14 protein-coding genes are annotated in these 24,418 nt (G+C 36.1%); 9 read left to right on the forward strand and 5 right to left on the reverse strand.

The window, feature by feature from the left end; all coding sequences use genetic code 11:
- Positions 1-112: 112 nt before the first annotated feature.
- Positions 113-4,900, reverse strand: coding sequence for a DUF5776 domain-containing protein (locus AC3B6G_RS06455; RefSeq protein WP_489849591.1), 4,788 nt, complete (start codon positions 4,898-4,900; stop codon positions 113-115).
- Between the two features lie 205 nt (positions 4,901-5,105).
- Here AC3B6G_RS06455 and AC3B6G_RS06460 point away from each other — a divergent pair, with 205 nt between their 5' ends.
- From AC3B6G_RS06460 to AC3B6G_RS06495, 8 genes are all read left to right on the forward strand, one after another.
- A complete protein-coding gene (locus tag AC3B6G_RS06460; RefSeq protein WP_489849592.1) occupies positions 5,106-5,519 on the forward strand; it encodes an acyl-CoA thioesterase in 414 nt (137 codons plus the stop codon).
- 334 nt (positions 5,520-5,853) lie between these two features.
- On the forward strand, positions 5,854-7,275 hold the full coding sequence (locus AC3B6G_RS06465) for an MFS transporter (protein WP_489849593.1): 1,422 nt from the start codon (positions 5,854-5,856) through the stop codon (positions 7,273-7,275).
- A gap of 40 nt (positions 7,276-7,315) precedes the next feature.
- Positions 7,316-8,485: a chorismate synthase gene (gene aroC / locus AC3B6G_RS06470; protein WP_489849950.1), complete on the forward strand. Its 1,170-nt coding sequence runs from the start codon at positions 7,316-7,318 to the stop codon at positions 8,483-8,485.
- Positions 8,486-8,496: 11 nt separating this feature from the next.
- Complete coding sequence (gene aroA, locus AC3B6G_RS06475; RefSeq protein WP_489849594.1) at positions 8,497-9,762, forward strand: 3-phosphoshikimate 1-carboxyvinyltransferase; 1,266 nt, start codon at positions 8,497-8,499, stop codon at positions 9,760-9,762.
- Between the two features lie 14 nt (positions 9,763-9,776).
- Positions 9,777-10,622 (forward strand): prephenate dehydrogenase, encoded by an 846-nt coding sequence (locus AC3B6G_RS06480; protein WP_489849951.1) that lies wholly within the window; start codon positions 9,777-9,779, stop codon positions 10,620-10,622.
- A complete protein-coding gene (locus tag AC3B6G_RS06485) occupies positions 10,619-11,119 on the forward strand; it encodes a shikimate kinase (protein ID WP_489849595.1) in 501 nt (166 codons plus the stop codon). Before AC3B6G_RS06480 ends, AC3B6G_RS06485 begins: the two co-directional genes overlap by 4 nt.
- A gap of 8 nt (positions 11,120-11,127) precedes the next feature.
- A complete protein-coding gene (locus AC3B6G_RS06490) occupies positions 11,128-11,682 on the forward strand; it encodes a hypothetical protein (protein ID WP_489849596.1) in 555 nt (184 codons plus the stop codon).
- A gap of 94 nt (positions 11,683-11,776) precedes the next feature.
- Positions 11,777-14,041 (forward strand): ATP-binding cassette domain-containing protein, encoded by a 2,265-nt coding sequence (locus tag AC3B6G_RS06495; RefSeq protein WP_489849597.1) that lies wholly within the window; start codon positions 11,777-11,779, stop codon positions 14,039-14,041.
- A 51-nt stretch (positions 14,042-14,092) separates the two neighbouring features.
- Here AC3B6G_RS06495 and AC3B6G_RS06500 read toward each other — a convergent pair whose 3' ends face one another.
- From AC3B6G_RS06500 to AC3B6G_RS06510, 3 genes are read right to left on the reverse strand one after another with little or no spacing between them, the layout of a single operon-like run.
- Positions 14,093-15,502: a basic amino acid/polyamine antiporter gene (locus AC3B6G_RS06500; protein WP_489849598.1), complete on the reverse strand. Its 1,410-nt coding sequence runs from the start codon at positions 15,500-15,502 to the stop codon at positions 14,093-14,095.
- Positions 15,503-15,558: 56 nt separating this feature from the next.
- Complete coding sequence (locus AC3B6G_RS06505) at positions 15,559-16,821, reverse strand: M20/M25/M40 family metallo-hydrolase (RefSeq protein ID WP_489849599.1); 1,263 nt, start codon at positions 16,819-16,821, stop codon at positions 15,559-15,561.
- A gap of 12 nt (positions 16,822-16,833) precedes the next feature.
- Positions 16,834-19,371 carry an AAA family ATPase gene (locus AC3B6G_RS06510; RefSeq protein WP_489849600.1) on the reverse strand — a complete coding sequence of 846 codons (2,538 nt, stop codon included), beginning with the start codon at positions 19,369-19,371 and terminating at the stop codon, positions 16,834-16,836.
- A gap of 229 nt (positions 19,372-19,600) precedes the next feature.
- On the opposite strand from AC3B6G_RS06510, the gene AC3B6G_RS06515 reads away from it, so the two are divergent.
- The gene (locus tag AC3B6G_RS06515; protein ID WP_489849601.1) at positions 19,601-21,268 is read left to right on the forward strand and encodes a glycoside hydrolase family 13 protein; all 1,668 of its coding nucleotides are present in this window, start codon (positions 19,601-19,603) and stop codon (positions 21,266-21,268) included.
- A gap of 63 nt (positions 21,269-21,331) precedes the next feature.
- Here the strand turns inward: AC3B6G_RS06515 and AC3B6G_RS06520 are convergent, their stop codons facing one another.
- On the reverse strand, positions 21,332-24,283 hold the full coding sequence (locus AC3B6G_RS06520) for a KxYKxGKxW signal peptide domain-containing protein (protein WP_489849602.1): 2,952 nt from the start codon (positions 24,281-24,283) through the stop codon (positions 21,332-21,334).
- Between the last annotated feature and the right edge of the window lie 135 nt (positions 24,284-24,418).

Genomic DNA, 24,418 nt, shown 5'->3' on the forward strand with positions numbered 1-24,418 from the left:
TAGACTAATTACATTTTCTATTTTAATATTAATGCCTTTTTTTAGCAAATAAATCGCATTAAAACAAAATAAAAAGCCCAACAACCGTTGGGCTTCTATAAAAATAGTTCGATTAAATTTTATTAACATATTTCTTATTACTAGTAATATATCCACCATCACTTAGTAAGAAACAAGTTGCATCATTATGTTTAAGTGTCTTTTCAACTCGCAAAACTTTTCCCTTTGGAATCCACTTTCCTCTTTCGACAAACTGATCAGTCTTATAGGTCATAATTCCAAATAATTTCGTTACCTGCACAAGATTTACATTATCAGAGATTTGATAGTATAAATTCTTAAAACCACCATCATTAACCGGTGTATAATTTCCGTCATCCAATTTATAAACTTCAAAGCCAAATTTATTAGTTTCAATCCCCACTACTTTAAAGACCTTTGCTTTTGATAATTCAGTTGGTTCATAAAAATGAGTCCGAGATGTATCCGTTAAGTTTGGCGTAAAGTATACATAAACACCCTTTGTTGCATACATATACATTGGGAAAGTTGGTTTTGTCGGACTAGAAGAAACGGATTTCTTATCTTCCTGTGAGGTCAACGCAGCTGAATGCGGTTCAAAAACTTCATTTTTTCTAATTGTAGAAGCAGATTGTTGTTCAGCACTAGAGCTTACTGCTTCTTGGCTTAAACCAACGCTTGATGTAGAACTACTAATACTTATACTGTCAGAGCTCTTCGCAACATGACTAGTTAACTGGCTTGAGGAAGAATTTGCTAAACTACTACTGGACCGTTCAGCACTGCTAGCAGCTTGACTTAGCTTCTCATTTTTAGGATAGCTTAGCCGATCCGTTGTTTCAGCAATAAAGGAAGCCGCTAAAGAAGCATTAGAAATACTCATGTTGACAACGCTAGCCACTTGGCTCACTTCTTGGAAAGCAGTGCTAGCTTCAGTTGATTTACTAATTTCTCGAATATTAGCTTTAGCAAGTTCCGTCATTGCTGACTTAGCACTAGCCGAATGAACGTCCCCTAGCGAATCATCATGTTCACTATAGGCTGAAGTTGCCGCAGAAAAGTTACTATTAATAACGGAGAACAAATCGTTCGCTTTCGCTGCTGTATCTTCGGTAATCAATGCTGCACTTGAAACTATGCTAGCCATTGACACGCTGCCATCGGTAACTGAAGTTGTTGTAGCTAAAGCTTCAGTATATTTATTAAAGTAATCATTAGCAACCGACTCTAATTTCGTATTGGTCGATGATGGGTACTTTGGAACAACAATTTTAATCGTACTCATGTTTGCAACGACTTTATCTAGTTCATTCAAGATTACTTTATTTGCCGATACTGTAAATTGAGCGTAACTATTTGCCACTCTTGCACTAGCTGCGGTAGAAGAAGCTGCTGCATTAATTTCACTATGCATTGCACTGGCACTACTAATTGATAGATCAAGTGACTTAACAGGACGATCAGCCTCTGCTCGACTTTCAACGACTGGAACCGCACTTTGAGCCATTGAACATGCAATGCTAACATTATTAGCCATGTTATTAATTTTAACGTTAGCAGAAACTGTAATCCCGGTAGCAGAAGCAACATCACTAACTAACGAGTTTACGGAATCATTAGCTGATCTAATGTCATCAATCGTGCTTTTAACAACATCGTCATTTCGTTCTTCATTCGCAGATGATACAATTGCTGCATTTGAACTAACTAACTCAGCAAATGAGTTGGCAACTGAGGCTGCACTTGAAGCCATTTCCTGATGTTGACTTGCAATTGTATAGTTCTTATTGATTTCAAATGAAGCGGATCCTGCTAATGCTGATGCTGAATGAATTACATAATAAGCATTCAATAATGTCGAGTCTTCTGGATATTTACTTGCAGCCGAGCTAGTAGCCGCTTCAGCAGACTCCGTGGCTGTCGCGAACGATTCCATATCAGCCAAGATAGCATCTACATCAACCCTGGTTTCAATTGCACTATTAACATCATTAGCGGCATTTAAGGCGTTACTAGCTGCCGTCGATGCACTCGCACTGGCAGTACTATTAGTTGAACTAATTGCTCTTTCTATCCGAGCGGCGCTTGCAGAACTGGCAGCACTAGTTAATTTTTCAACCTCTTTACCCGCAACATTGAGAACAGAATCAGCCTTCATTGATTCCACTTTGACAAGTGAGTTGGCTGAAGAAACTTGAGCAGCAATTGACTCAATATCAACAGTTAAATCCATGATGATTTTACTATTACTTTTGATTTCAATCATTGCAGAACTAGCGATTGAATTATGAACTTCGTCATCCCCAGCTTCATGAGCTGATTCAAGGTTTTGTTCATTTGTAATCACTTTTTGAACAGCAGAACTAGTGACAATTGCATTTGAACTTAATTCGTTATAACCATCGCTAATTGCTACGAAAGCACTACTAATGCTTGAAGCAGCTTCACTTGCAAAGTCATTAGCTGAACTTAGCACATCATTATAACTGGTATTTAATTCATCGTCATCAAAATCAGCTTTAATCATATTAGCTTGACTCTCATTGGATGTAATTTCATCACAAATCGACTGTGCTTGTTGATTTGCATTGGAAATGTAACTAAATTCACTTGAAGCAGCATCTGCACTTGTTTTACAATCATCAGCATTATCAGTTGCAATTGAAGTGATTGCAGATGCCCGACTAGTTGAACTATCTGTTTCAATTTTTACTGCTGAATCAACGTTTGAACTAATGGAATTTAATTGATCATTGATAGATTTAGCAGTTTTAGCAGCAGAACTAGCAGCAGAATTTAAGCTTACGTTATTATCCTTTGCAGCTGAAACCTGGGCTTGTTTATCATCAACATCTTCACCAGCTAAACTAGCGACATTTTGGGCACTACTAGCAACTGAAACTGCACTAGCAGCAATTTCATTATCACCATTTTGGGCGGCATCACTAGCTTCAAGAGCAGCACTCGATGCACTAGACACTTGACCAACAACGGTTTCACTAATTTCTTTTGCTTTAGATAATAATGTTGACGCTTCATGGTTAGTTGAATCAGCCACTGAGGCAGCTGAAAGAGTGACTTTAGCACCACTTTTAGCGAGTGCTTTAAGAGAATCAACAATTGACTTAGCTTCAGTAATCGTTGAGTTATCAGGAAAGCGAGTTGCAATTTTATTAAAAGCATTGGCACTTTGAACAGCTTGACTAGCTGTTAAGATTGTAATCGCTTCATCCATTTGAGTTTGAGAAGCAGCTACACTGACATCATCAGCGTATGATTTTGTAATATCAACTGCTGAGCTGATGTTCGTAACTTGATCAGCAGTCTGACTAGCAATTGATTGGGTCAATTCCGCATTCGAAACTGCAGTACTTTTAATTGCTACAACTTCATCACTGATTGCTATTTGAGCGCTACTAGCAATTTCAGCTGCTGAACTGGTTAATTCATTAGCGCTACTAGCAATACTGGTAGCTATTCGAATTGCATCCGCATGACTGGTCACTTCTTCTTCAATACTACTAACTTGACTTTGAACAGAATCAGTTATTTGTTGAGCTGACATAACTTTAACAGCCCCACTACTAGCTTCGTCTGTATTCGCATGAGCAGCAGCATGACTGGCCAAGGAAGCGATTGAACTAGCGACAAGTGCTGCACTGGATATCGTCTCTTGAGCTGCATCTACAAAATCATTATGTTTAATGGCCTCTTTAGCATTTAAAATTGCCTGACTGTTAGCCACACTAACCCGATTAACCGCAACCATTGCAGTGGAATGAGCACTATTTGCATCACTTAACACCGAACTAATTACTTCATTATATTTGTATCCATCGGCAATTGATTTTGCATTTTCATTATATGAATCAACTAAATTGGCATTACTTTCGGCAGTCCCAACCATTTCTTTAGTTGATTTAATGTGGTTATCAATTGATGCACTAGCAGTATAAATCGATTCAATGGCCTCAATCGCATCAGTGTTATTTTGATCAGCAGCACTAGCAGCATTGACAGCAGCATTTCCGTAACTGTCGGTCTTTCGATCACCACGAGCGGCTTTAACAATTGAAGCGATTTGAGCTCCAATCACATCCGCACTTTGTTGTAAAGTAAGCAAGTGGCTTCCTGCACTTTGAGTTGATTGGTTAGCACTATCACATAAGCTAGCTGCTGAAGAGGCCATCGTAGCTTCTACGGCAACGTTTTCAGCGCAACTAGCAGCTGAAGCATTGTGTGAAAAGGATTCGTGGGGTTCTTTTATCGAGAGACTTGCAAATCTTTTAGTTGATTCCATATTAGAACTAGCATCTTCGTTTTCGTTACTAGCCGCGCTCGAAGCAAAACTAGCGGTATTATAAGCAATACTTGCCATTAAGTGTTCATGGTCAGTATCATCTTTAATCGATGACATCATGCTCATTAATCCCTTGACCGTTGTCTTTGCTTTATTAAAGACATTATCATCTTGGTAATATACAGCAATTTTATTCAATTCATCATTTTGTTCACTAGCTTGCGTGGTATAACTATCAACCAATTTGGCAATAGAAACAATTTTTTCAATAGCTGAAGATGCTGCGACTGCAGAAGCACTCGCCATTTCAACAAATTTATTAGTTTCAATACTTGCCTTACTAGCATTAGAAATGTTGGTACTAGCTGCAATGTGAACGCTTGAATCGACAACAACATCATCTAGGCTTGCAAAGGCTTTACTGTCAGCTTCGTTTTCAGATTTTTCATTATTTTTTTCGTCTTTAATAAACGAATCAAATTCGCTTTTTGGTTTTTGATTTAATTTTAATTTTTGAGCATCTGAGGCTGCAGCACTTGCAGTTTCTTTTGCTTCTTGATCTAATTTATGACCATCCATTGTTTCACCCCTATAAAACAGTCGCATCAGCTATTAAAGATAGCTTAACTCGCTGTGAATGAGTCAGTTTAAATATTTATATAGTCACACTTACTCTAGTTTATTCTGTATAATATGATACCATATTTTACCTTGTTATCGCTAATTGATTCTGATGTGGTAAAATTTTCTTATTAGTTTAAATCAATTTAAAAGGAGAATGACTATGGCCCCCTATCAACATCAAGTTCAATACTACGAAACAGATTCAATGCAAATCACCAATCACACTAACTATATTCGATTCATGGAAGAAGCCCGGAGCGACTTTCTTAAACAAATCGACTGGCCATATGATCAATTCGAAAAACATGGGATTATCTCTCCAGTTGTTAATGTTAATTGCAATTATCGAAAAACAACGACATTTCCAGATGTAATTACGATCAAAGTAAATGTCGAAAAAATTTCTAAAGTGAAGCTATTTTTAACATACACTATGACTGTAGGTGATCAAATTGTCTGCACTGCGACTAGTGAACATTGCTTTTTACGTCAAGCTGATCAAAAGATCGTTAACCTCAAAAAAGAACTTCCTGACTTCTATCAAACGGTTCAAAAATTAATTGAATTAAAATAATTTTTAATATTTTTATTGATTTTTTAAATAAATTATGTTTAAATTAAGACAATCAAAAACGAAAGGGATCAACTTATTATGATCAATCGAAATTTAATTAACTTAAATTACTATTTTGGCTTTTATTACTTTAACTAGTACGTTCGTAGAGATGCGAACGTACTTCAACGTTCGCATCTAAGTGATAAAGTCATTTTCGATTTGGTCGGTTAGATGTTAATTTATCTAGCCGACGATCATAACCAATGGATTCCGTGAATAAAACCATTCTTTATAAAAGCCGACTAGATAAAATCTATCTAGTTGGTTTTTTGTTTAAGAAAGGTGAATTGAAATGAATAGGAACTTTCGATTAAAATGTAGTTTGTTTGCTAACTACATTGTAAACGGAGCCGGACTAATTATTCTGACTCAAAATTTAATGGAACTGGCCCATAATTGGCATACCGGAATTGCAGAGGCATCTTATATTCTTTCTGGAATTGGGATTGGACGGTTAGTCGCGTACCTAATTATGGGTTGGTTATCTGATCATTGGGGAAGAAAACCAACGTTAATGATTGGAATGCTAGCATACTTAGTTTTCTTCTTAGTAACCCCAGTTAATAGCTCAATGGGGCTTGCATATGTTTTAACGATTTTAGCGGGAATTGGAAATTCTGCAATGGATTCAGCAACTTACCCATTACTGGAGGAAATCAACGTTAATGGAACTTCAAGTAGTGTCTTGATCAAAGCATTCATCTCATTAGGTGAATTTATCATCCCACTCATCATTATCTGGTTACATCAAGAACAAATGTGGTTTGGATTTTCTTTTGTTCTTCCCGTTATCATTTTAATTTTAAACATTTTAAATGTGCTAACGTTAAAAATCCACCCAATTAAAAAATCAAATGATTCAGATGAAGCAAATGCATTAAGGATTCATAAGCTCCCTAAATTTACTTTAACGGCTGCCTTGATTGTCTTTGGATACACTTCAATGGCCGCAATGATTTGGTTCACTCAATGGATCACAATCTTTACTGAACAAATTGGCTTCAATAAAAATATCTCTCACTTTCTGTTGTCGCTTTACAGTATCGGTTCGATTTCGGGAGTTATCATCGTTGCATTGATTTTAAGATTAGTTGATGCAAAAAGAAAAATCTTTTTAATTCTGAGTATTGTTGCTCTTCTTTCAATCATTGGAATTACCATTAGCCAAAGTGTAATCGTTACAACAATTGCAACATTAGCTTTCGGAATCAGTGCTGCTGGAGGATTAATGCAAATCGGTTTGAATACCTTACTTTCTATCTATCCCAAAAATAAGGGCTTGTTTACTGGATTGTTCTTCATTGCTGGTAGTTTAGCATCCTTCTCAGTTCCATTAATAACTGGTTGGTTGACCAAGATTCCTGGGATGAACATTATGGCTGGTGACATTATCATTTTATTCATCAGTTTGATCGTTGCCCTCATCTTCTTTATGGTCGTTCCCCAATCCAATTCATTGGAAGATGCCCGTCATGACATCAATCAAATCGATCACAAATTAATCATCCTCCTTGAACAACGCTTTAGTGATGTTGAGGATGTTCATAAATTCAAAAAAATCAATCAACTCCCTGTTTTAAACCAATCAAGGGAAAGCGAAGTTTTAAAACGAGTTGAAAAACAAACTCAACGTAAAGAATTAGTTCCATACATGCAAAATATCATCCAAAACATCATGGATAATTCAAAAAAATATCAACAACATTTAAAATAATAAATTATAAGTTATAAATTATAAATAAAGGAAGGTTTTAATTATGTACTATTTAACTGCCGGAGAATCACATGGACCAGAACTAAGCGGAATTTTAACAGGAATCCCAGCTGGATTACATTTGGACATTGATCAAATTAATAAGGACTTAGCTGCCCGCCAAGGTGGCTACGGACGTGGTAATCGTCAAAAGATTGAACATGACACCGTAATTATCACGGGAGGAGTTCGACACGGAATCACATTAGGTTCCCCAATTGCCTTAACCGTTAAGAATCGTGACCATGGTCATTGGGCAGAAATCATGAGCCCGACTGCTCCTGAAACTCCTCAAAACACCCTTCGTAAAGTTACCCGGCCTCGTCCTGGCCATGCCGATTTAGTTGGTGGAATGAAATATAACCACCGCGATTTAAGAAATGTCTTGGAACGGTCATCTGCTCGTGAAACAGCAATGCGGGTTGCAATTGGAAGTATTTGTAAGCAATTACTCAAAGCCCTCGATATTTCAATTATCGGTTACGTTGAATCAGTCGGTGGCATTGAAGCTGATACTCAAAAGTTAACGGATGTTGCCAAAATTGGTCCTGAAATTTTACAAAATGATATGAGAATTACTGAACAGGATAAGGTCCAACCAATCCATGAACTAATCGATACTGCTAAAAAGAATGGTGATACTCTTGGCGGGGTCATTCGAGTAATCGCAAATAATGTTCCTGCTGGTTTAGGTAGCTACGTTAGTTGGGATACTAAGTTAGATGGTAAAATGGCCGCTGCCGTTATGGCCGTTAATGCTATGAAAGGTGTCGAAATCGGTGATGGTTTCAAGGATGCTTATGAACCAGGTAGTAAGGTTATGGATGAAATTAACTGGAACAAACAGACTGGTTTTTCTCGAGAATCCGATCACCTTGGTGGTTTTGAAGGTGGAATGACAAATGGAATGCCTTTGATCATTAAAGCGGCAATGAAACCAATTCCTACTCTTTACAAGCCCCTTCAAAGTGCTGATATTAATAGTAAGGAAGTTAAAAAAGCTAACGTTGAACGTTCTGATACTACGGCAATCGTTCCCGCATCAATCGTTATCGAAAGCGTTGTTTCGATCGAATTAGCAAAAGCAATCACGGATACTTTTGACGGGAGTAACATGGAACGTTTAACAAAGCAACTTACTGAATACCGTCAAGAATTAACCAATTTCTAGGAGGAATCAATATGAAATCAGGTTTAAATGGAACCTTAACCGTCCCTGGTGATAAGAGTATTTCCCATCGAAGCATCATTTTCGGAGCAATGACGAAGGGAACAACGACCGTTAAGCATTTTTTAAATTCTGCTGATTGTCTTTCAACAATGGCTGCTTTTCGTCAATTAGGAGTGCAAATTGAACATGATGGCGAAACCTTAAAAATCCATAGTCAGGGTTTGACGAAATTACAAAAATCAAGCCAGCCATTAGACATGGGAAATTCTGGGACTAGTACCCGTTTGATCAGTGGGCTTTTAGCTGGTCAAACATTTGAGAGCAAATTGTTTGGGGATGCATCCCTATCCAAACGACCAATGAAACGAATAATCGATCCACTTAGTGAAATGGGTGCCAAAATCAATAGCGATGACAATCATTTGCCTATGACTATCCATGGAACGCAATTACACGGTATTGAATACACGATGCCAATTGCAAGTGCCCAAGTTAAAAGTGCCATTATTTTAGCTGCCCTCCAAGCAGATGGTGACACGACCATTATTGAACCAGTTAAATCACGTGATCACACAGAAAAAATGTTAAATGCTTTTAGCCCAGCTAGTATCGACCAAGATGGTCATCGCATTACAATTCATCCCCATCAAGATTTTAAAGTCCAAGAAATTACGGTTCCAAGTGATATCTCTTCAGCCGCTTTCTTTATGGTCGCAGCTGCTATCACGCCAAACTCCAAGGTAACGATCAAAAACGTTGGTATCAATCCTACTCGATGTGGAATCGTTGATGTTATGCAACGCATGAATGCTAATATCACCCTTAGTAATATCGATGATGAAGTGGAACCACGAGCTGACATTACCGTAACAACTAGTAATTTAAAACCATTTACGGTCACAAAAGAAGAAATCCCTTCACTTGTCGATGAAGTTCCCCTTCTTGCATTATTAGCTGCTCGAGCAGACGGAATTAGTAAGATTACCGGAGCAGAAGAACTACGCTTTAAAGAATCTGATCGGCTAAAAGCCATCGCGACTGAATTTAAGAAGTTAGGCATTCAAATCGAAGAACTCCCTGACGGTTTAGTGATTGATGGTCGAAAGAAGTGGCACGTGAACGATCCCCAACTTAACAGTTATAAGGATCACCGAATTGCAATGACATTAAAAGTTGCTTCATTACTTTTAAATACTGACGTCACGATTAAGGATTACGATTCAATTCGGATTTCATACCCTACTTTCACCCAAGATTTAAATAAATTAAGGAGCTGATCATTTTGAAAACTGTGTTTATTAACGGATTAGGATTAATTGGAGCTTCACTTGCCAAAGTGATTAAGAAAACTGATCCATCTATTAAAATTATGGCTGATGACTTAGATAAAGAAAACGTAAATTTAATGATTGAGCAGGGTTTTGTTGACCAGGATGTTGATTTTTCGAAAGGGGCCGAAAACAGTGATTTGATCATTTTAGCAACACCCGTCAGTCAAATCATGAAGGACTTAAAAAGATTAGTTCCATTAAATTTACGTCCTAACGTCCTCGTTACTGATGTCGGTAGCAATAAAGTCGATATCCTAGAAGCTGCCCAACCCTTAATGGCTGATGGTCACCAATTCATTGGCGGTCATCCAATGGCTGGTTCTCATTTGTCGGGAAGCCGCAATAGTAATATTGAAATGCTCACTCACCACACTTATTTTTTAGTAAATGGGAATGCGTCTCCTGAAAACATCACAGCTTTTGAAAAAATCCTTAAAAGTGCTGATTTCTCATTTAATCAGATGACACCTAGTGATCACGACAAAGTTGTTAGTGTTACAAGTCATCTACCTCATGCTGTCGCTTTTACCTTAATGAACACAGTTGATCATGATTTAAAGCAGCTCAGTAGTGATCCTGGAATTCCTTCTGGCGGTCTCTTAGATAGTACTAGAATTGCCAAAGCTAATCCTGATATGTGGACTGCAATTTTTACAACTGAAGATACGATCGTTAAACAAATTAGTGATTTCCAAGATCAACTTGAATCTTTTAAACAATTAATTATTTCCGGTGATAAAAAAAGCATTCATAATAAAATCACGAATGCAAACAAAGCAAGAAGAAAACTGGAGGCTAAAAAATGAAATTAACTTTAATTGGTTTTATGGGTAGTGGGAAGACGACCATGGCCAATGAACTTAGCAACCAACTAAATTGTTTGACTAATGATTTAGACCAAATGATCGTCAACGAAACTGGTATGTCGATTCCGGAATACTTTAATAAAAACGGCGAAGCTAGTTTTCGGCAACTCGAACATAATTTGTTACAAACTGCTTTAAAACAAGATGGAATTCTTTCCACCGGTGGTGGCACACCAATGCAACAAGCTAATTTTGACCTAATCAAAAAGCAAGCGCATCCAACCATATTCTTAAATGCTGAAGATGAAACCATTGAGCACCATTTAATTAATGATGGAATTGAAGAACGGCCATTGTTTAAAAAATTAGGAATGGATGGAATTCTAGAATTAAAACACGAACGCCAAAACCAATATGAATCACTTGCGGATATCATCGTCAATATTGACCACCGAAGTCCTGATGATATTGCAAAAGAAATCCTTAAACAAATTTAGGTGATAATATGAAAAAAATGCATACTTTAGGCCCTAGCACAACGGATAGCTATCGGGCTGCTTCTTATTTACTTGAAAATAATCCGAAAATGAAAGAAACTGACTTGGTTCTTCATCACTCTTTTGAAGATATTTATGAAAGTTTAGATAAATACAATGACGATTATTTTTTGGTTCCCGTTGCTTATCGCAGTCATAATCGAGATGAAGACTGGGGATCGAACAACTATCGGTTTTGGAATCGTTTAAAAATTGTTGATACTTTTTACCTCCCCACCATGCCAATGGTATTAGCAGAAAATACAGCATTGAATAACAATACGATCGTTCTTCATGCTGCAACGGCAGAATTAATGCGTCAATTTGAACGAACGTTAAACCAACCTCTAAAAGTTGAATACGTTACCAGTAAACCATTAGCATTTGATGAATTCCTAAGTGGTAAATATCAATACGCCATTTTTAGCCAAAATAAGTTTATGGAACATGATAATTATAAGATTCTAAAAACCTATCAACCCGATATGATCTGGTGTCTATACCATATTAAAGCTACTCAATAATAATTGAGCAGCTTTTTTAATAATCAAAACACTTTCGTTGCCTTTCAATTCGTTATATCATGATAATAAATACTTTATCGAAAGGAATATTCTAATGCCTGAAAGTGATTACATTGAAATCCATGATGCCCATAAAAATAATTTAAAGGACATTAATCTAAAAATTAGAAAACATGCTATTACGGTTTTTGCCGGATTATCTGGTTCCGGTAAATCTTCATTAGTTTTCGATACAATTGCTGCTAATTCAAGAAGAGAGTTAAATGAAACTTTCCCTAGTTTTACGCAACAATACCTTCCTAAATACGGTCAACCAGATGTAGGCAAAATCGATAATCTTCCAGTTGCAATCGTTATTCAACAAAAAAAGATTGGGAAGAATCCAAGATCAACTCTTTCCACCTATACAGGAATCTATTCATTGATGCGGTTACTTTTTTCACGAGCTGGTAAGCCTTTCGTTGGATACTCTGATACGTTCTCATTTAATTTACCACAAGGAATGTGTCCAAAGTGTCAAGGCTTAGGATACGTTGATGAAATTGATCCTGACAAGATAATTGATTTTAATAAATCGTTAAATGAAGGGGCAATTACTTTCGTTAGTTTCGGTCCTAATACTTGGCGTTGGAAACGATATGCCTACAGTGGCTTCTTTGATAATGACAAAAAAATCAAAGACTATTCAAAAGACGAATTGAACAAGTTATTGTATGCTCCACAACAAAGATTAACTAATCCCCATGAAGGATGGCATAAAAGCGTTCTTTATGAAGGTCTAATTCCTCGAATTAAACGTTCAATCATTAATAGTGCCGAAGGTCAACATCATAAGGAAGCAATCAAAGAAATTGTTAACCATGAAGTTTGTCCTTTATGTCATGGAACTAAATTACGTCAACCCGTTCTTCATTGTTTGATCAACGATAAAAACATTGCTGATGTTTTGGGAATGGACCTTGTTCATGCCCTTGATTACCTAAAATCAATTAAGACACCATTAGTACAAGGAATCATTCGTGAACTTTCTACTAAGATTTCATCTTTAATTGAATTAGGATTAGGTTATCTTACGTTAGATAGAACAACTGAAACCCTTTCTGGTGGTGAAACTCAACGGATCAAGATTGCTAAATTCATTAATAGTTCATTAGTTGATATGGTTTACATCTTGGATGAGCCTAGTGTTGGTCTTCATCCATATGATATTAACTTGATTAAAAAGGCCATTAAAAAATTAAAAGACAATGGAAACACCGTTTTAATCGTTGAGCACAATCCAGAATTGATTCCAATTGCTGATTATGTCGTTGAAATTGGTCCTAAAGCTGGTTCCGAAGGTGGACGGGTCACTTTCCAAGGAACTTATCAAGAGCTATTAAAGTCAGATACAATTACTGGAAGAGACATCAGAAGACCTCTAAAGTTTAGAAAACCTCGTCCGTTCAAGAAGACCTTAGATCTAAAAAACGTCAATATCCATAATTTAAAGGATGTTAGTGTTAAAGTCCCATTGGGGGTTGAAACGGTTATTTCTGGGGTTGCTGGTTCTGGGAAGAGTTCCTTAGTCGAAGCAATCAAAGATAAGTTAGATCAACCTTATATTGATTTAACTCAAGATGCAGTTGGTGCAAATATTCGGGCTACACCTGCCACTTATTTGGATATTTTAACTGAGATTCGAAAGATCTTTGGGGATGCTAATCATGTGTCAAGAACCCTATTCAGTTATAATGGTGCTGGAAAATGTCCAGTATGTAAAGGTAAGGGAGTCGTTATTACAAACATGGCATTTATGGATCCAGTCGTTCAAGTTTGTGAAGCCTGTCATGGAAAACGATACAGTAAAGAAGCCCTTCAATATAAGTACCAGGGTAAAGACATTAGCGAAGTCCTTAATATGTCCATTGCCAAGGCCATTCCTTTCTTCGCTAATCACAAGAAGGTTCATGACCGCCTCTTGAACATGAAACGCGTTGGCTTAGATTACCTTTCACTAGGACAATCCTTAAGTACTCTTTCCGGTGGTGAACTTCAACGTTTGAAGTTAGCATTACAACTAGATAAACGCGGTAGTATTTACTTGTTAGATGAACCAACGGTTGGTCTTCACATGCAAAATACTGATACAATTTTAAAACTATTCGATGAATTAGTCGCTGCTGATAACACATTAATTATTGTTGAACACAATTTACAAGTTATTTGTCAAGCTGACTGGCTTATCGATGTTGGTCCTCATGCTGGACGTTATGGTGGCCAAATCCTCTTCACTGGTTCTCCTCAAGATGCAACAAGGGATAAGAACTCCACTACTGGCCAAGCAATGAAACAATATAATCTTGACCGGAAGTCATAAAGGCAATCCAAACCATACAAAAAAGGTTCTCGTTTGAGAACCTTTTTTTGTTTAGAATAATAAAAATAACCCGTGGAATCCAAATGCAGCAATTAAAACGGCAATAACCAATTCAATTTTAGTAAAAATATGTTCTTGTTGATTATCTACTTTTTGTAAATAACAAAAGACTGGAATCCCCAAGGCAAAGACTAAGGCTGTTAATTGAAGGAAATAAGTTCCCGATGCATATAACAACCAGCAAGTATATATCGTTGAGATTGTTCCGATGATTACATTTCGCGTTCGATCTTGATATTCATGATGTTTGATCGAATACTTTAATTGATAAATTGAAGAGAAAACGTATGGGAACAACATTGCTGATCCAGCCGCTTGAGAAAAGAAATTATATGCTTTAGGAATCAGCAAATATGAAAACATTAAAATGATAACAATCGTGTTAGTAAAATAAATCGATCTAGTTGGGGCGTGATTCTTATTAGCTCGGTTAAAGAACTTGGGAAATGTTCCCACTCTGGAAGCTTCGTATGGTAATTGGGCAGCAAACATTGTCCAGGATAGCCATGAACCAGCAACCGAAATGATTAACCCAATATTAATCACGGCAGCCCCCCATGGACCGACAATTTTTTGCAATAAGTTTGCCATTGCTGGTTGACTAAGGCTGGCTAAACCACTCCGGTGCATAATTCCAAATGATAATAATGTAATCATTGCATATAATAGAATAACGGTCAACAAACCAAGAATCGTTGCTTTTCCAACATCAGAACGTTTCCGAGCTCTACCAGAGAAAATGACGGCTCCTTCAATTCCTAAAAAGACCCACACTGTGATCAACATCGTATTCCTAACTTGACCCACGACCGAACCCCATTCAAAGTGTTCAGTCGGCGTTGACCAAAAATCAACCGTAAAAATATTTAATTTAAACGCAATAATTGCTAGAACAACAAATAAGAAAATTGGAATAATTTTAGCAATTGTAATCATTACATTAACCGTCGATGCGGTTTCCACTCCACGCAGGATTAAAGATTGACATAATAATAGGATTACAATCCCACCTAAAATCGACCAAATATTTTGACCATTCCCAAACAGCGGGATAAAATGTCCAACCGCACTCATTAGTAGAGCTCCGTAACTAATATTTCCAAAAGTTGCGGATAACCAATATCCCCATGCGGACGTAAAACCAATGTACTTACCAAAACCCTCTTCGGCATAACTATAAATTCCCGCATTCAAATCAGGTCGTTTATTAATCAAATTCTGAAACGATAATCCTAATGAAATCATCCCAATGGCAGCAATGATCCAACTAATTATAATGGCTCCAACCCCAGCTCCAACAGCCATATCATGATTCAAATTGAAAATTCCAGCTCCAATAATGGCTCCCATGATCAAACCAATCAATTGAAACAAATTCAATCCACGCTTCTGCTCTTCCATTCTTCTCTCCTTAGGCAATAAAAGACTCCTGTTATTTTATAACAGGAGTAATATCTTTAATTATTTTTTAAAAAATTAACTGCAGCATCCTTATATAATTTAATCATATCAAAATATGCATTAATATCAATATACTCATCAGAACAATGAGCAGAAGTATTTCCCACTCCCACAATGATTACATCCATTTTTGGATTTCGTTTCTTAAATTCAGATGCATCCGTTCCCAAAGAAACCCCGATTGTTGGTAAATCCATTGGTTCATTCATCGTTCGGGAAGCACTGTTTTGAAATGTTTCAATTAAATGTGTGTGGTTATCACTTTTTACTGGATATTCACTGTATTCCAAATCTAGTTTTAAATCAATTCCGGGACGAGCATTCAATAACACGATCATTTTCTTCAAACGTGCAATTAGCTCATCATTTGGTATTTGTGGAATCGTTCTAACTTTAACAATTTCAAAGGCTTTATCAGGAACACTATTGACTTGTTTACCACCACGAAAAATATCTGGTGAATAAACTGTTTCACCAAGTTCAGGATCACTTTCTGTCAATTCAGAATATAACTTCTTTTCAGCTAAATAGTATTGAATCAAAGTATCAACAGCATTAATTCCCATTTTAGGCATGGAACTATGAGCCGCCTTACCTAATGCAGTCACTTTATAGGTCATCCATCCCTTATGAGCTTTGATGATAAAATGTTGTTCTCTTGAATCGGTAGATAATGACTTAGTCATTAATTCTGCTAAAGTATCCTTATCAATCTTGACGCCATCACTATTAAAGTAAGGTTTCAAATCATCTAGTGACACCCCACTAGGTTCAGCAATCACCATTGCATCTAAATCATCAACGTAACCATGTTCAGCCATAAAAGCAGAACCTTCTTCTGTTAATTCTTCAGAAATTGTCCCAATGAATCGAATCGTTCCTTCTATTGGTTGACCACTTTCCACTAGCTCGATCATTGAAATTGCAAACTGAGCGACCCCCGCTTTCATGTCGGTAACTCCACGACCAAAGAAACGGCCGTCTTTTACCGTTGGTTCAAATGGGTCACTGTGCCAAGTCTTTAAATTTCCGACATCAACAACATCCAAATGTCCACTCAAGCCTAATTTAGGATGTTGCCCATTTCCAATTTCAGCCACAATGTTACTTCGCCCTGGTAATTGTTCGATCAATTTAGAATCAATTCCATGCGCTGCAAATAACTGTTCTAAGTACTTTGCAACTTGGCCTTCGTTATCATTAACACTTTGAATTCGAATTAAATCACCGAGGATTTTAACTTGTTCTTTTTTATTCAAATAAAGGCTCCTTTACTTGTCTTGTAAGTACTCTTCTTGCAATCCATTGAATGTTTTGTCAACATCAGCTCGATTAATTATGTGTAGATCTTCATTATCAAAATTAGGTAAATTAATTTCATCAACTAATCGTAGGTTCTTATTTTCAACTAGATTAGCAACAACCTGACGAATAAAACGAGCATTCCCTAATTTATTATGATCAGTGTTTTTAAAGATTTCCATGAGGTCTTTCCCCAATATCTTTCGGGTTCGTTGACTACTAAAAGTTAATTTCTGTTTATTCAATTGAAAATCAAGAATTTCTAACATTTCATCATTACTATAATCTGGGAACGTTACCCAATGATTAAAACGAGAACGTAATCCGGGATTAGAATCGTTCAAGAAATGTTCCATTGGCTTAGTGTAACCAGCCAAAACAACTACTAGATTATCTTTATAATCTTCCATATCTTTAACTAATTGATCAACCGCTTCTCGATTGTAATCCCCATTGTTAGATGATGGTTGTAATGCATAGGCTTCATCAATAAAGAGGATCCCACCTAATGCCTTCTTAACTTGTTTATGCGTTTTAGGAGCCGTTTGCCCAACATAACTAGCCACCAAATCACGAGCACTAACTTCATTAAAATGGTTCGTTTTCAAAATCCCATATTCATACATAATTTGACTGAATAACCTAGCAACTGTGGTTTTCCCAGTTCCGGCACTTCCAGCAAAAATCATGTTCATGTTTGCTAAATCAAGATGGAGTTCCCCCATCTTTTTGGAAACCATCGCATTAGCAATGTATTTTTTAATTTGTTTCTTAATGGGGGTTAATCCAATCATATCTTGAAGTTGATCATCAGCACTATGTTGGCCAGATTCAATTGGGGTTTGACTCAAAACGTTCAATTTCAATAGCATGGCCTTAACATCTTCCATTGTAAGCGTCTTAAAATCATCATCAGTTAATCCGTTAATATCAGATTTAGATAAACGTAAACTTTGGGCACTATTTAAAGTATTAACGATTTTTTGAACAAAATGAGCATTTCCTAATTCAGCATGATTGTGAATCAAAAAGTAACGATTTAATTTTGTTTGAAGATATTCAAGTGTTTCTTGGCTATCAAAATTCTTTTGTTGTTGTTTAATTCGGAGTGTCAAGAAACGAAGTAATTCTTCATTTGTGTAGTCTTTAAAATCAATCTGGTTATCAAACAAATTTTGAAAATCGAAATCAGTTTTTTCCATAAATTCTTGCACCTTTTGTTTTTCTCCTGACAAGATAATCATGGTTTGATTTTCTTTATCAGTTAATGTTCTCTTTAACTGATCTAAGACTTCCAAATAAGCATTATTTTCCTTATATTTCAATAAATCATTAATGTTTTTAATTAAAAGGGTTCCCCCTTTAATCTTATCAAGGACATATTGAGTTTTATCACTGGATTGATCTGGATATGGAGATACTAAATTTTTAGGAGTAACAATAATAAAATGTTCTTCTGGGACAATTCCCAAATGATTTAAATGTTTACTTAGCAATTCCGCAATTTTAGTTTTTCCAGTTCCTGAATTCCCATCAAAGACTAAACTAAGTGGGCTATCAGTTTGAGGTAATCCCCGTTTTTTTAATTCACGGTTAATTTGCCAAACCGCAACATTAGCTTTGATTTGTTTTTTGACTCCATCTAAACCAACTAAATCATCGAACGTGGTATCATGATGTTCTTGTTCATCAGCATCTTTATCTTCTGGTTCACTTACGTCTTCTTCATCGTCATCATCACCCATACTACCTAGAACTGGAATCTTAGGATTTTGATATGGTAACTTTGGTAAAACTTCACTTAATCGGTATAAACTATCTTCAAATTTGTAATCTGGAGTAACCTTAGAAGCATCAATCTCATCAATCTTCTTTTGAGCAATTGAATTACCATAATCTAAGTCAAGAACCTTTTTAAAATCAGTTTCAGCACTACTAATTTCCTGACGATTGCAATATAATAATCCGCGCATTAAATAAGCACTTACATTTCCACTATCGTGATCAATTACTAAGTTCAAATCTAAAAGCATCCGATCTTCTTTGTCAATCAAATAATTATAGTAGCTTCTAAATAAGTAAAGATTATAATCCTTTGGAGCAATATCAATCGCATCATTAATCGTCAAAATTGCTTTGGCTGGTTTATTACTTTCTCGTTGACATTCGGCTTTCCATAACAATGCATCCTTATTGCCATCATCAATTTTAATAACATTATCAAATGATTTAATCGCTTTGCGATAGTCCTTTAATTGACATTGATTCAATCCCATTTGAAAATATACTGAAGAATCATTTTTTCCCAGTTTAATTGCAGTATGTAAATCATCAATTGCTAATTGTGGACGCAATAATTGACGGTAGCACTTTGCACGTTCAAAATATGTCTTCGCTGCATCAGCGTTTTCTTCAATTGCGGAAGTTAATACTTCAACAGCTTGGGCATACTTTTTCTTTGCCATATCGCCTAATGCTTCATTATATAAGTTTGAATACTCTTCCATTTATAACCATCCTTTAAATTCGTCCATCTATATTGATTAAATTTTAACAAATATTGAGTCTAATTTCATTCTTTTTCAGATTTCTATGCCAGCCTTAATATATAATTTAATTTTTATAATAAAATCAGATTCAAATAAAAGATAAAAACATTAGAAAGATTTTTTAAAAAGGTATATAACTATATTCGAAAGGTAATAAATTATCCAATTAATTTAGGAGGAGATATTAATGAGTACTAGACCTTGGTTTGCTGATTCAGTTGTATATCAAATTTATCCAATGAGTTTTCAAGATACTAATAATGATGGAATTGGTGATTTAAATGGAATTACAGAACATCTTCCATACATTCACAAATTAGGAGCAAATTATATTTGGTTGAATCCAATTTATAAATCCCCTAATAAGGATAATGGATATGATATTAGTGATTACACTTCAATCCAACCAGCATATGGAACAATGGATGATTTTGATAAAATGCTCAAAGTTGCCAAAGAAAATCACATTGGAATTATTATGGATTTGGTTTTCAATCATAGTTCTGATCAACACAAATGGTTCCAAGAAAGTAAGAAATCTAAAGATAACCCTTATTCTGATTATTATATTTGGCGTGATCCAGTCGATGGCCATGAACCTAACGACTGGGAAGGCGTATTTCTTGGTTCTGCTTGGACATATGTTAAATCTAGAAATCAATATTATCTCCATAGTTTCTTACCACAACAACCCGATTTAAATTGGAATAATCCAAAGGTTCGTAAATCACTAGAAGACGTAATGAAGTTTTGGTTAGATCGAGGGGTTAGTGGCTTTCGATTAGATGCAATTGACTTCATCGCTAAACCCAAATTCAATGGTGATAAAATTGAACATCCATTCAAAAACTTGGCAAATGCAAAACCAGATCTAGACAAGTTAAATGGTTATTTAAGAACCATGAACAAAGATGTTTTCTCTCAATATGATCATGTCTTAACTGTTGGAGAAATGGGAACTGCTACTCCTGAATCCGCTGCTGAATTTACTAATTTAAACGGTAGTGAACTAAACATGGTCTTTCAATTTGAACATGTTGATCTAGCAGGAAATCCTAATCCTGAAATGGGTAAATGGTACGATGGAAAGATTAAACTAACTGATCTTAAACACGCTTTGAGTCGTTGGCAAGTTGAACTAAATGGTAAGGGTTGGAATAGTCTTTACTGGAACAATCATGACCAACCTCGGGCTGTTTCTCGATTTGCTAATGATGATCCTAAGTATCGTGTTGTTTCAGCCAAAATGTTAGCAACGACTTTACACATGATGCAAGGAACTCCTTTTGTTTATGAAGGAGAAGAAATTGGGATGACCAACTCACATTACACCAAATTATCTCAATATGAAGATGCTGACTCCATCAACGCATATCATGATTTTGTTGATGAAAAGCACTTAGTTGATAAAGACACCATGCTAAAATACCTCGCTGATCGTTCACGAGACAATGCACGGACTCCAATGCCTTGGAAGAATGCAACTAATGGTGGTTTTTCAAATACTAAACCTTGGTTCGCTTTAAATCCAAACTACCCTGAAATTAACGTTGAAGATGCATTAAAGGATAAAAACTCTGTCTACTATCACTATCAAAAATTAGTTCAAATTAGAAGAGCGAACGACGTTATCCAATATGGTGATTTTAAACCATTAGATCCTGAAGATAACGAAGTTTTTGCTTACACTCGAAACTATGAGAATCACACTGTTTTAGTCATCAGTAATTTTACCGATAAGGAAGTATCCCGTGATTATAAGCAGGCTGATGGTAAGTTATTATTGAATAATTATGATGATGATAAAAATACGACACTTCGTCCTTATGAAAGTAAGGTTTATCAAATAAAATAATTTAACATTCAAATTACAAAAAAGCATTTCTCATTCTGAATTTAAAATGAGGAATGCTTTTTATTATTTATTTTTAATGTTCCTACGAAGTGCTTCAAGATAAGTGTTATTCGATAATTTTAAATATTTTTTATTCCCAACTCGAACAACTTTTTTAATTGATAATTTTTTACCTGTTTTTAAGAAACTAAAACGATGCAAACTGTGTTTTTTCAAAACGTATAAGAATGCTTTTTGTTTCATTGTCCCAGAATGATATTTATTGTTTTTAGTTTTTTTAAATTCAGATATTCTTGAATAGTATTTCGCGTTTTTGTTTACTCTTACCGTTTTCTTAGAATAATGAATTGAATGATGATTGTCTTTACTTTTAGTTGAATTGCTATTAGTTTTATTTTCAGACGCTGAATTAGACTCACTATTATTGGAACTGCTCGTTGAACTGTCATTTGCAATGTATCCAACGAACGAACCGTTAGTTGCATCATTATTAGATTCATTTATTTGTCTACTTTGGGCATTTTCTTTCATATCCAACTTTGATGTTGCTTCTGATTGGGAACTTTGTAAAATTGAATCCGTTCCATTAACATCAGTAACTTGCTGATTGGATGCAGGAATTGTTGTGTTTGAATCATTTGTTGAATTAAAAATAGATTTTACCACTGGTGATTGAGTTGAAGAACTAGATTTCACTTCAGAATTAACAGAAGAATAATGCTGTGAATCAGAAGTAGAAGTAGTTTCCGATTTAGTTGATGGTTTTGATTGAGCTATCGTGTCTGATTTTGATACCGAATTAGCTTCAGAGATAGACTTTGATTGAACGATAGAGTTAGTCTTTGATTGAGCTACTGAAGCTGATTGAGACTGCGCTATGGAGTTTGCTCTTGATTGTGCTACAGAAGTGGCTTCAGATTGCGCTATGGAATTGGCTCTTGATTTTGCAAACGAAGCTGATTGAGACTGTGAAATGGAATTTGCTTTTGATTGAGCAACTGATGCAGATTGAAAATCAGCTATGGAATCTGCTCTTGATTGTGCCACAGAAGCGGCTCGAGACTGAGCAATAGAGTTTGCCTTGGATTGTTGTTCGATTAAAACTGCTTCGGACTGAGCGATAGAAGCTGATTTTGATTTAGCCACAGAGGCAGATTGAGACTGCGCAAGGGAATTTGCCTTGGATTGCTCAGCTGATACGGTTTCAGATTGTGCTATTGATGCGGCTTTTGATTGGGCAACTGATGCGGCTTCAGATTGCGCTATGGATGCGGCTTTTGATTGAGCAGATGATGCGGCTTCGGATTGCGCTATGGATGCGGCTTTTGACTGGGCAGCTGATGTGGCCTCAGATTGTGCTATGGATGCGGCTTGAGACTGCGCTATGGAATCTGCTTTCGATTGTGCAACTGATGCGGCTTCGGATTGCGCTATGGATGCGGCTTTTGATTGGGCAGCTGATGCTGCTTGAGACTGCGCAAGGGAATCTGCTTTCGATTGCGCAACTGATGCGGCTTCGGATTGCGCTATGGATGCGGCTTTTGACTGGGCAGCTGATGCGGCCTCAGATTGTGCTATTGATGCGGCTTCAGACTGCGCTATGGAATTTGCCTTGGATTGCTCGGCTGATGCGGCTTCGGATTGCGCTATGGATGCAGCTTTTGACTGAGCAGCTGATGCGGCCTCAGATTGTACTATTGATGCGGCTTGAGACTGCGCTATGGAATTTGCCTTGGATTGCTCGGCTGATGCGGCTTCGGATTGCGCTATGGATGCAGCTTTTGACTGAGCAGCTGATGCGGCTTCAGACTGCGCAAGGGAATCTGCTTTCGATTGCGCAACTGATGCGGCTTCGGATTGCGCTATTGAATCTGCCTTTGATTGGGCTTCCGCTGACATACTTTGAAAAGCAACACTAGTAATAGAATCAGCTTGACTCACCCGATTTTGTACAAAACTCCCGTCACCATAAATATTATAGAAATCAATGAAATTATTAACTAAAACTGCTCCACTATTATAAATCTTATTCTTTTCTGAATTAGTTCTATCTCCTTGAACCTGGATATTATTATCATTATAGCTAGAAAATTCATCAACATATGAATTATAAGCATCTGCAATACTTGTAAGTTCAGAATTAATATTAACTAAACTCCCGGAAGCTGAACTAGCAGCTGTTGATGATAGTGACGAAATATCAATGGTCACAGAAGCTCCATCAGCAAGAACATCATTATATGAATCAAGAGCTGCATTAGTAGCTGATTCCATCGTTGGTTGCAAACGACGCATTAAAAGATAATCTAAATGTTTCATCTCATCTTTTTCTGCAGACGTATAATTAGCAAAATCCGAACTAGCCGTATCATTATCATTAGAATTTAAGCTAAGAACATCTGAAGTGTCACTAGATTCTTCATCTGTCTCCGTCGAGGTTGCATAAGGATTAGTATCACTTTCAACAATATCATCTAAATAATATGAATTTGAATTTTGACTTTCATTGGTTGATCGATTAGATTCTATAGTTGTCGAAGTATTATAAGAATTAGAATTAGTATTACTAAATGAATTTGCAGGATATTCACTAGTGCTTGAAGTTAAATTTGCGTCTGAATAATGTAGATTAGAACTAACATCAGCATTATTTGATGAACTACTTGGATTATCGTTTGAACTAGCAACTGCCGATGTATTCGAATCAGAACTAGTACTAATAGAATCAACAGTTGATGTTCCCCTAGTATAGGCATTGGTATCATTACTTACCGTTGCATTAGAATCATAAGGACTTTGATCTTCATTGGCATAATTATTTTGGGGTTGGGATTGTTCGTTCGTTGCATTATCATCTGATAGGTTTTTAGTTGTAGATACATTAGAATCAGCATGAGCTGTATCGTAACTAGCACCAAGGACTCCCAGCGTAGTAATACCCAGTATTACCCATCGTTTACCAACTTTATGTAATAATTTTTTCTCTTTCATTTCAAATTTTTCTTTTTTTAACATATGTACTTCCTTTTTATAATTAATTAGGATAAAATTTTTAGATTAATATATTTAATTATTATATATCAAATTAATAACAAAGTCATTTGAGGATAAAAATAACGACCATACAAAAAAAGCATCCTAGTCAAAACA

The organism is Nicoliella sp. ESL1149 (genome assembly GCF_058107265.1).

What these genes read in the sequence shown, in the direction of transcription:
- AC3B6G_RS06455 (WP_489849591.1), bottom strand. Translation starts at nt 4,900, where the DNA reads ATGGATGGTCATAAATTAGATCAAGAAGCAAAAGAAACTGCAAGTGCT.
- AC3B6G_RS06460 (WP_489849592.1), top strand. Translation starts at nt 5,106, where the DNA reads ATGGCCCCCTATCAACATCAAGTTCAATACTACGAAACAGATTCAATG.
- AC3B6G_RS06465 (WP_489849593.1), top strand. Translation starts at nt 5,854, where the DNA reads ATGAATAGGAACTTTCGATTAAAATGTAGTTTGTTTGCTAACTACATT.
- aroA (WP_489849594.1), top strand. Translation starts at nt 8,497, where the DNA reads ATGAAATCAGGTTTAAATGGAACCTTAACCGTCCCTGGTGATAAGAGT.
- AC3B6G_RS06485 (WP_489849595.1), top strand. Translation starts at nt 10,619, where the DNA reads ATGAAATTAACTTTAATTGGTTTTATGGGTAGTGGGAAGACGACCATG.
- AC3B6G_RS06490 (WP_489849596.1), top strand. Translation starts at nt 11,128, where the DNA reads ATGAAAAAAATGCATACTTTAGGCCCTAGCACAACGGATAGCTATCGG.
- AC3B6G_RS06495 (WP_489849597.1), top strand. Translation starts at nt 11,777, where the DNA reads ATGCCTGAAAGTGATTACATTGAAATCCATGATGCCCATAAAAATAAT.
- AC3B6G_RS06500 (WP_489849598.1), bottom strand. Translation starts at nt 15,502, where the DNA reads ATGGAAGAGCAGAAGCGTGGATTGAATTTGTTTCAATTGATTGGTTTG.
- AC3B6G_RS06510 (WP_489849600.1), bottom strand. Translation starts at nt 19,371, where the DNA reads ATGGAAGAGTATTCAAACTTATATAATGAAGCATTAGGCGATATGGCA.
- AC3B6G_RS06515 (WP_489849601.1), top strand. Translation starts at nt 19,601, where the DNA reads ATGAGTACTAGACCTTGGTTTGCTGATTCAGTTGTATATCAAATTTAT.
- AC3B6G_RS06520 (WP_489849602.1), bottom strand. Translation starts at nt 24,283, where the DNA reads ATGTTAAAAAAAGAAAAATTTGAAATGAAAGAGAAAAAATTATTACAT.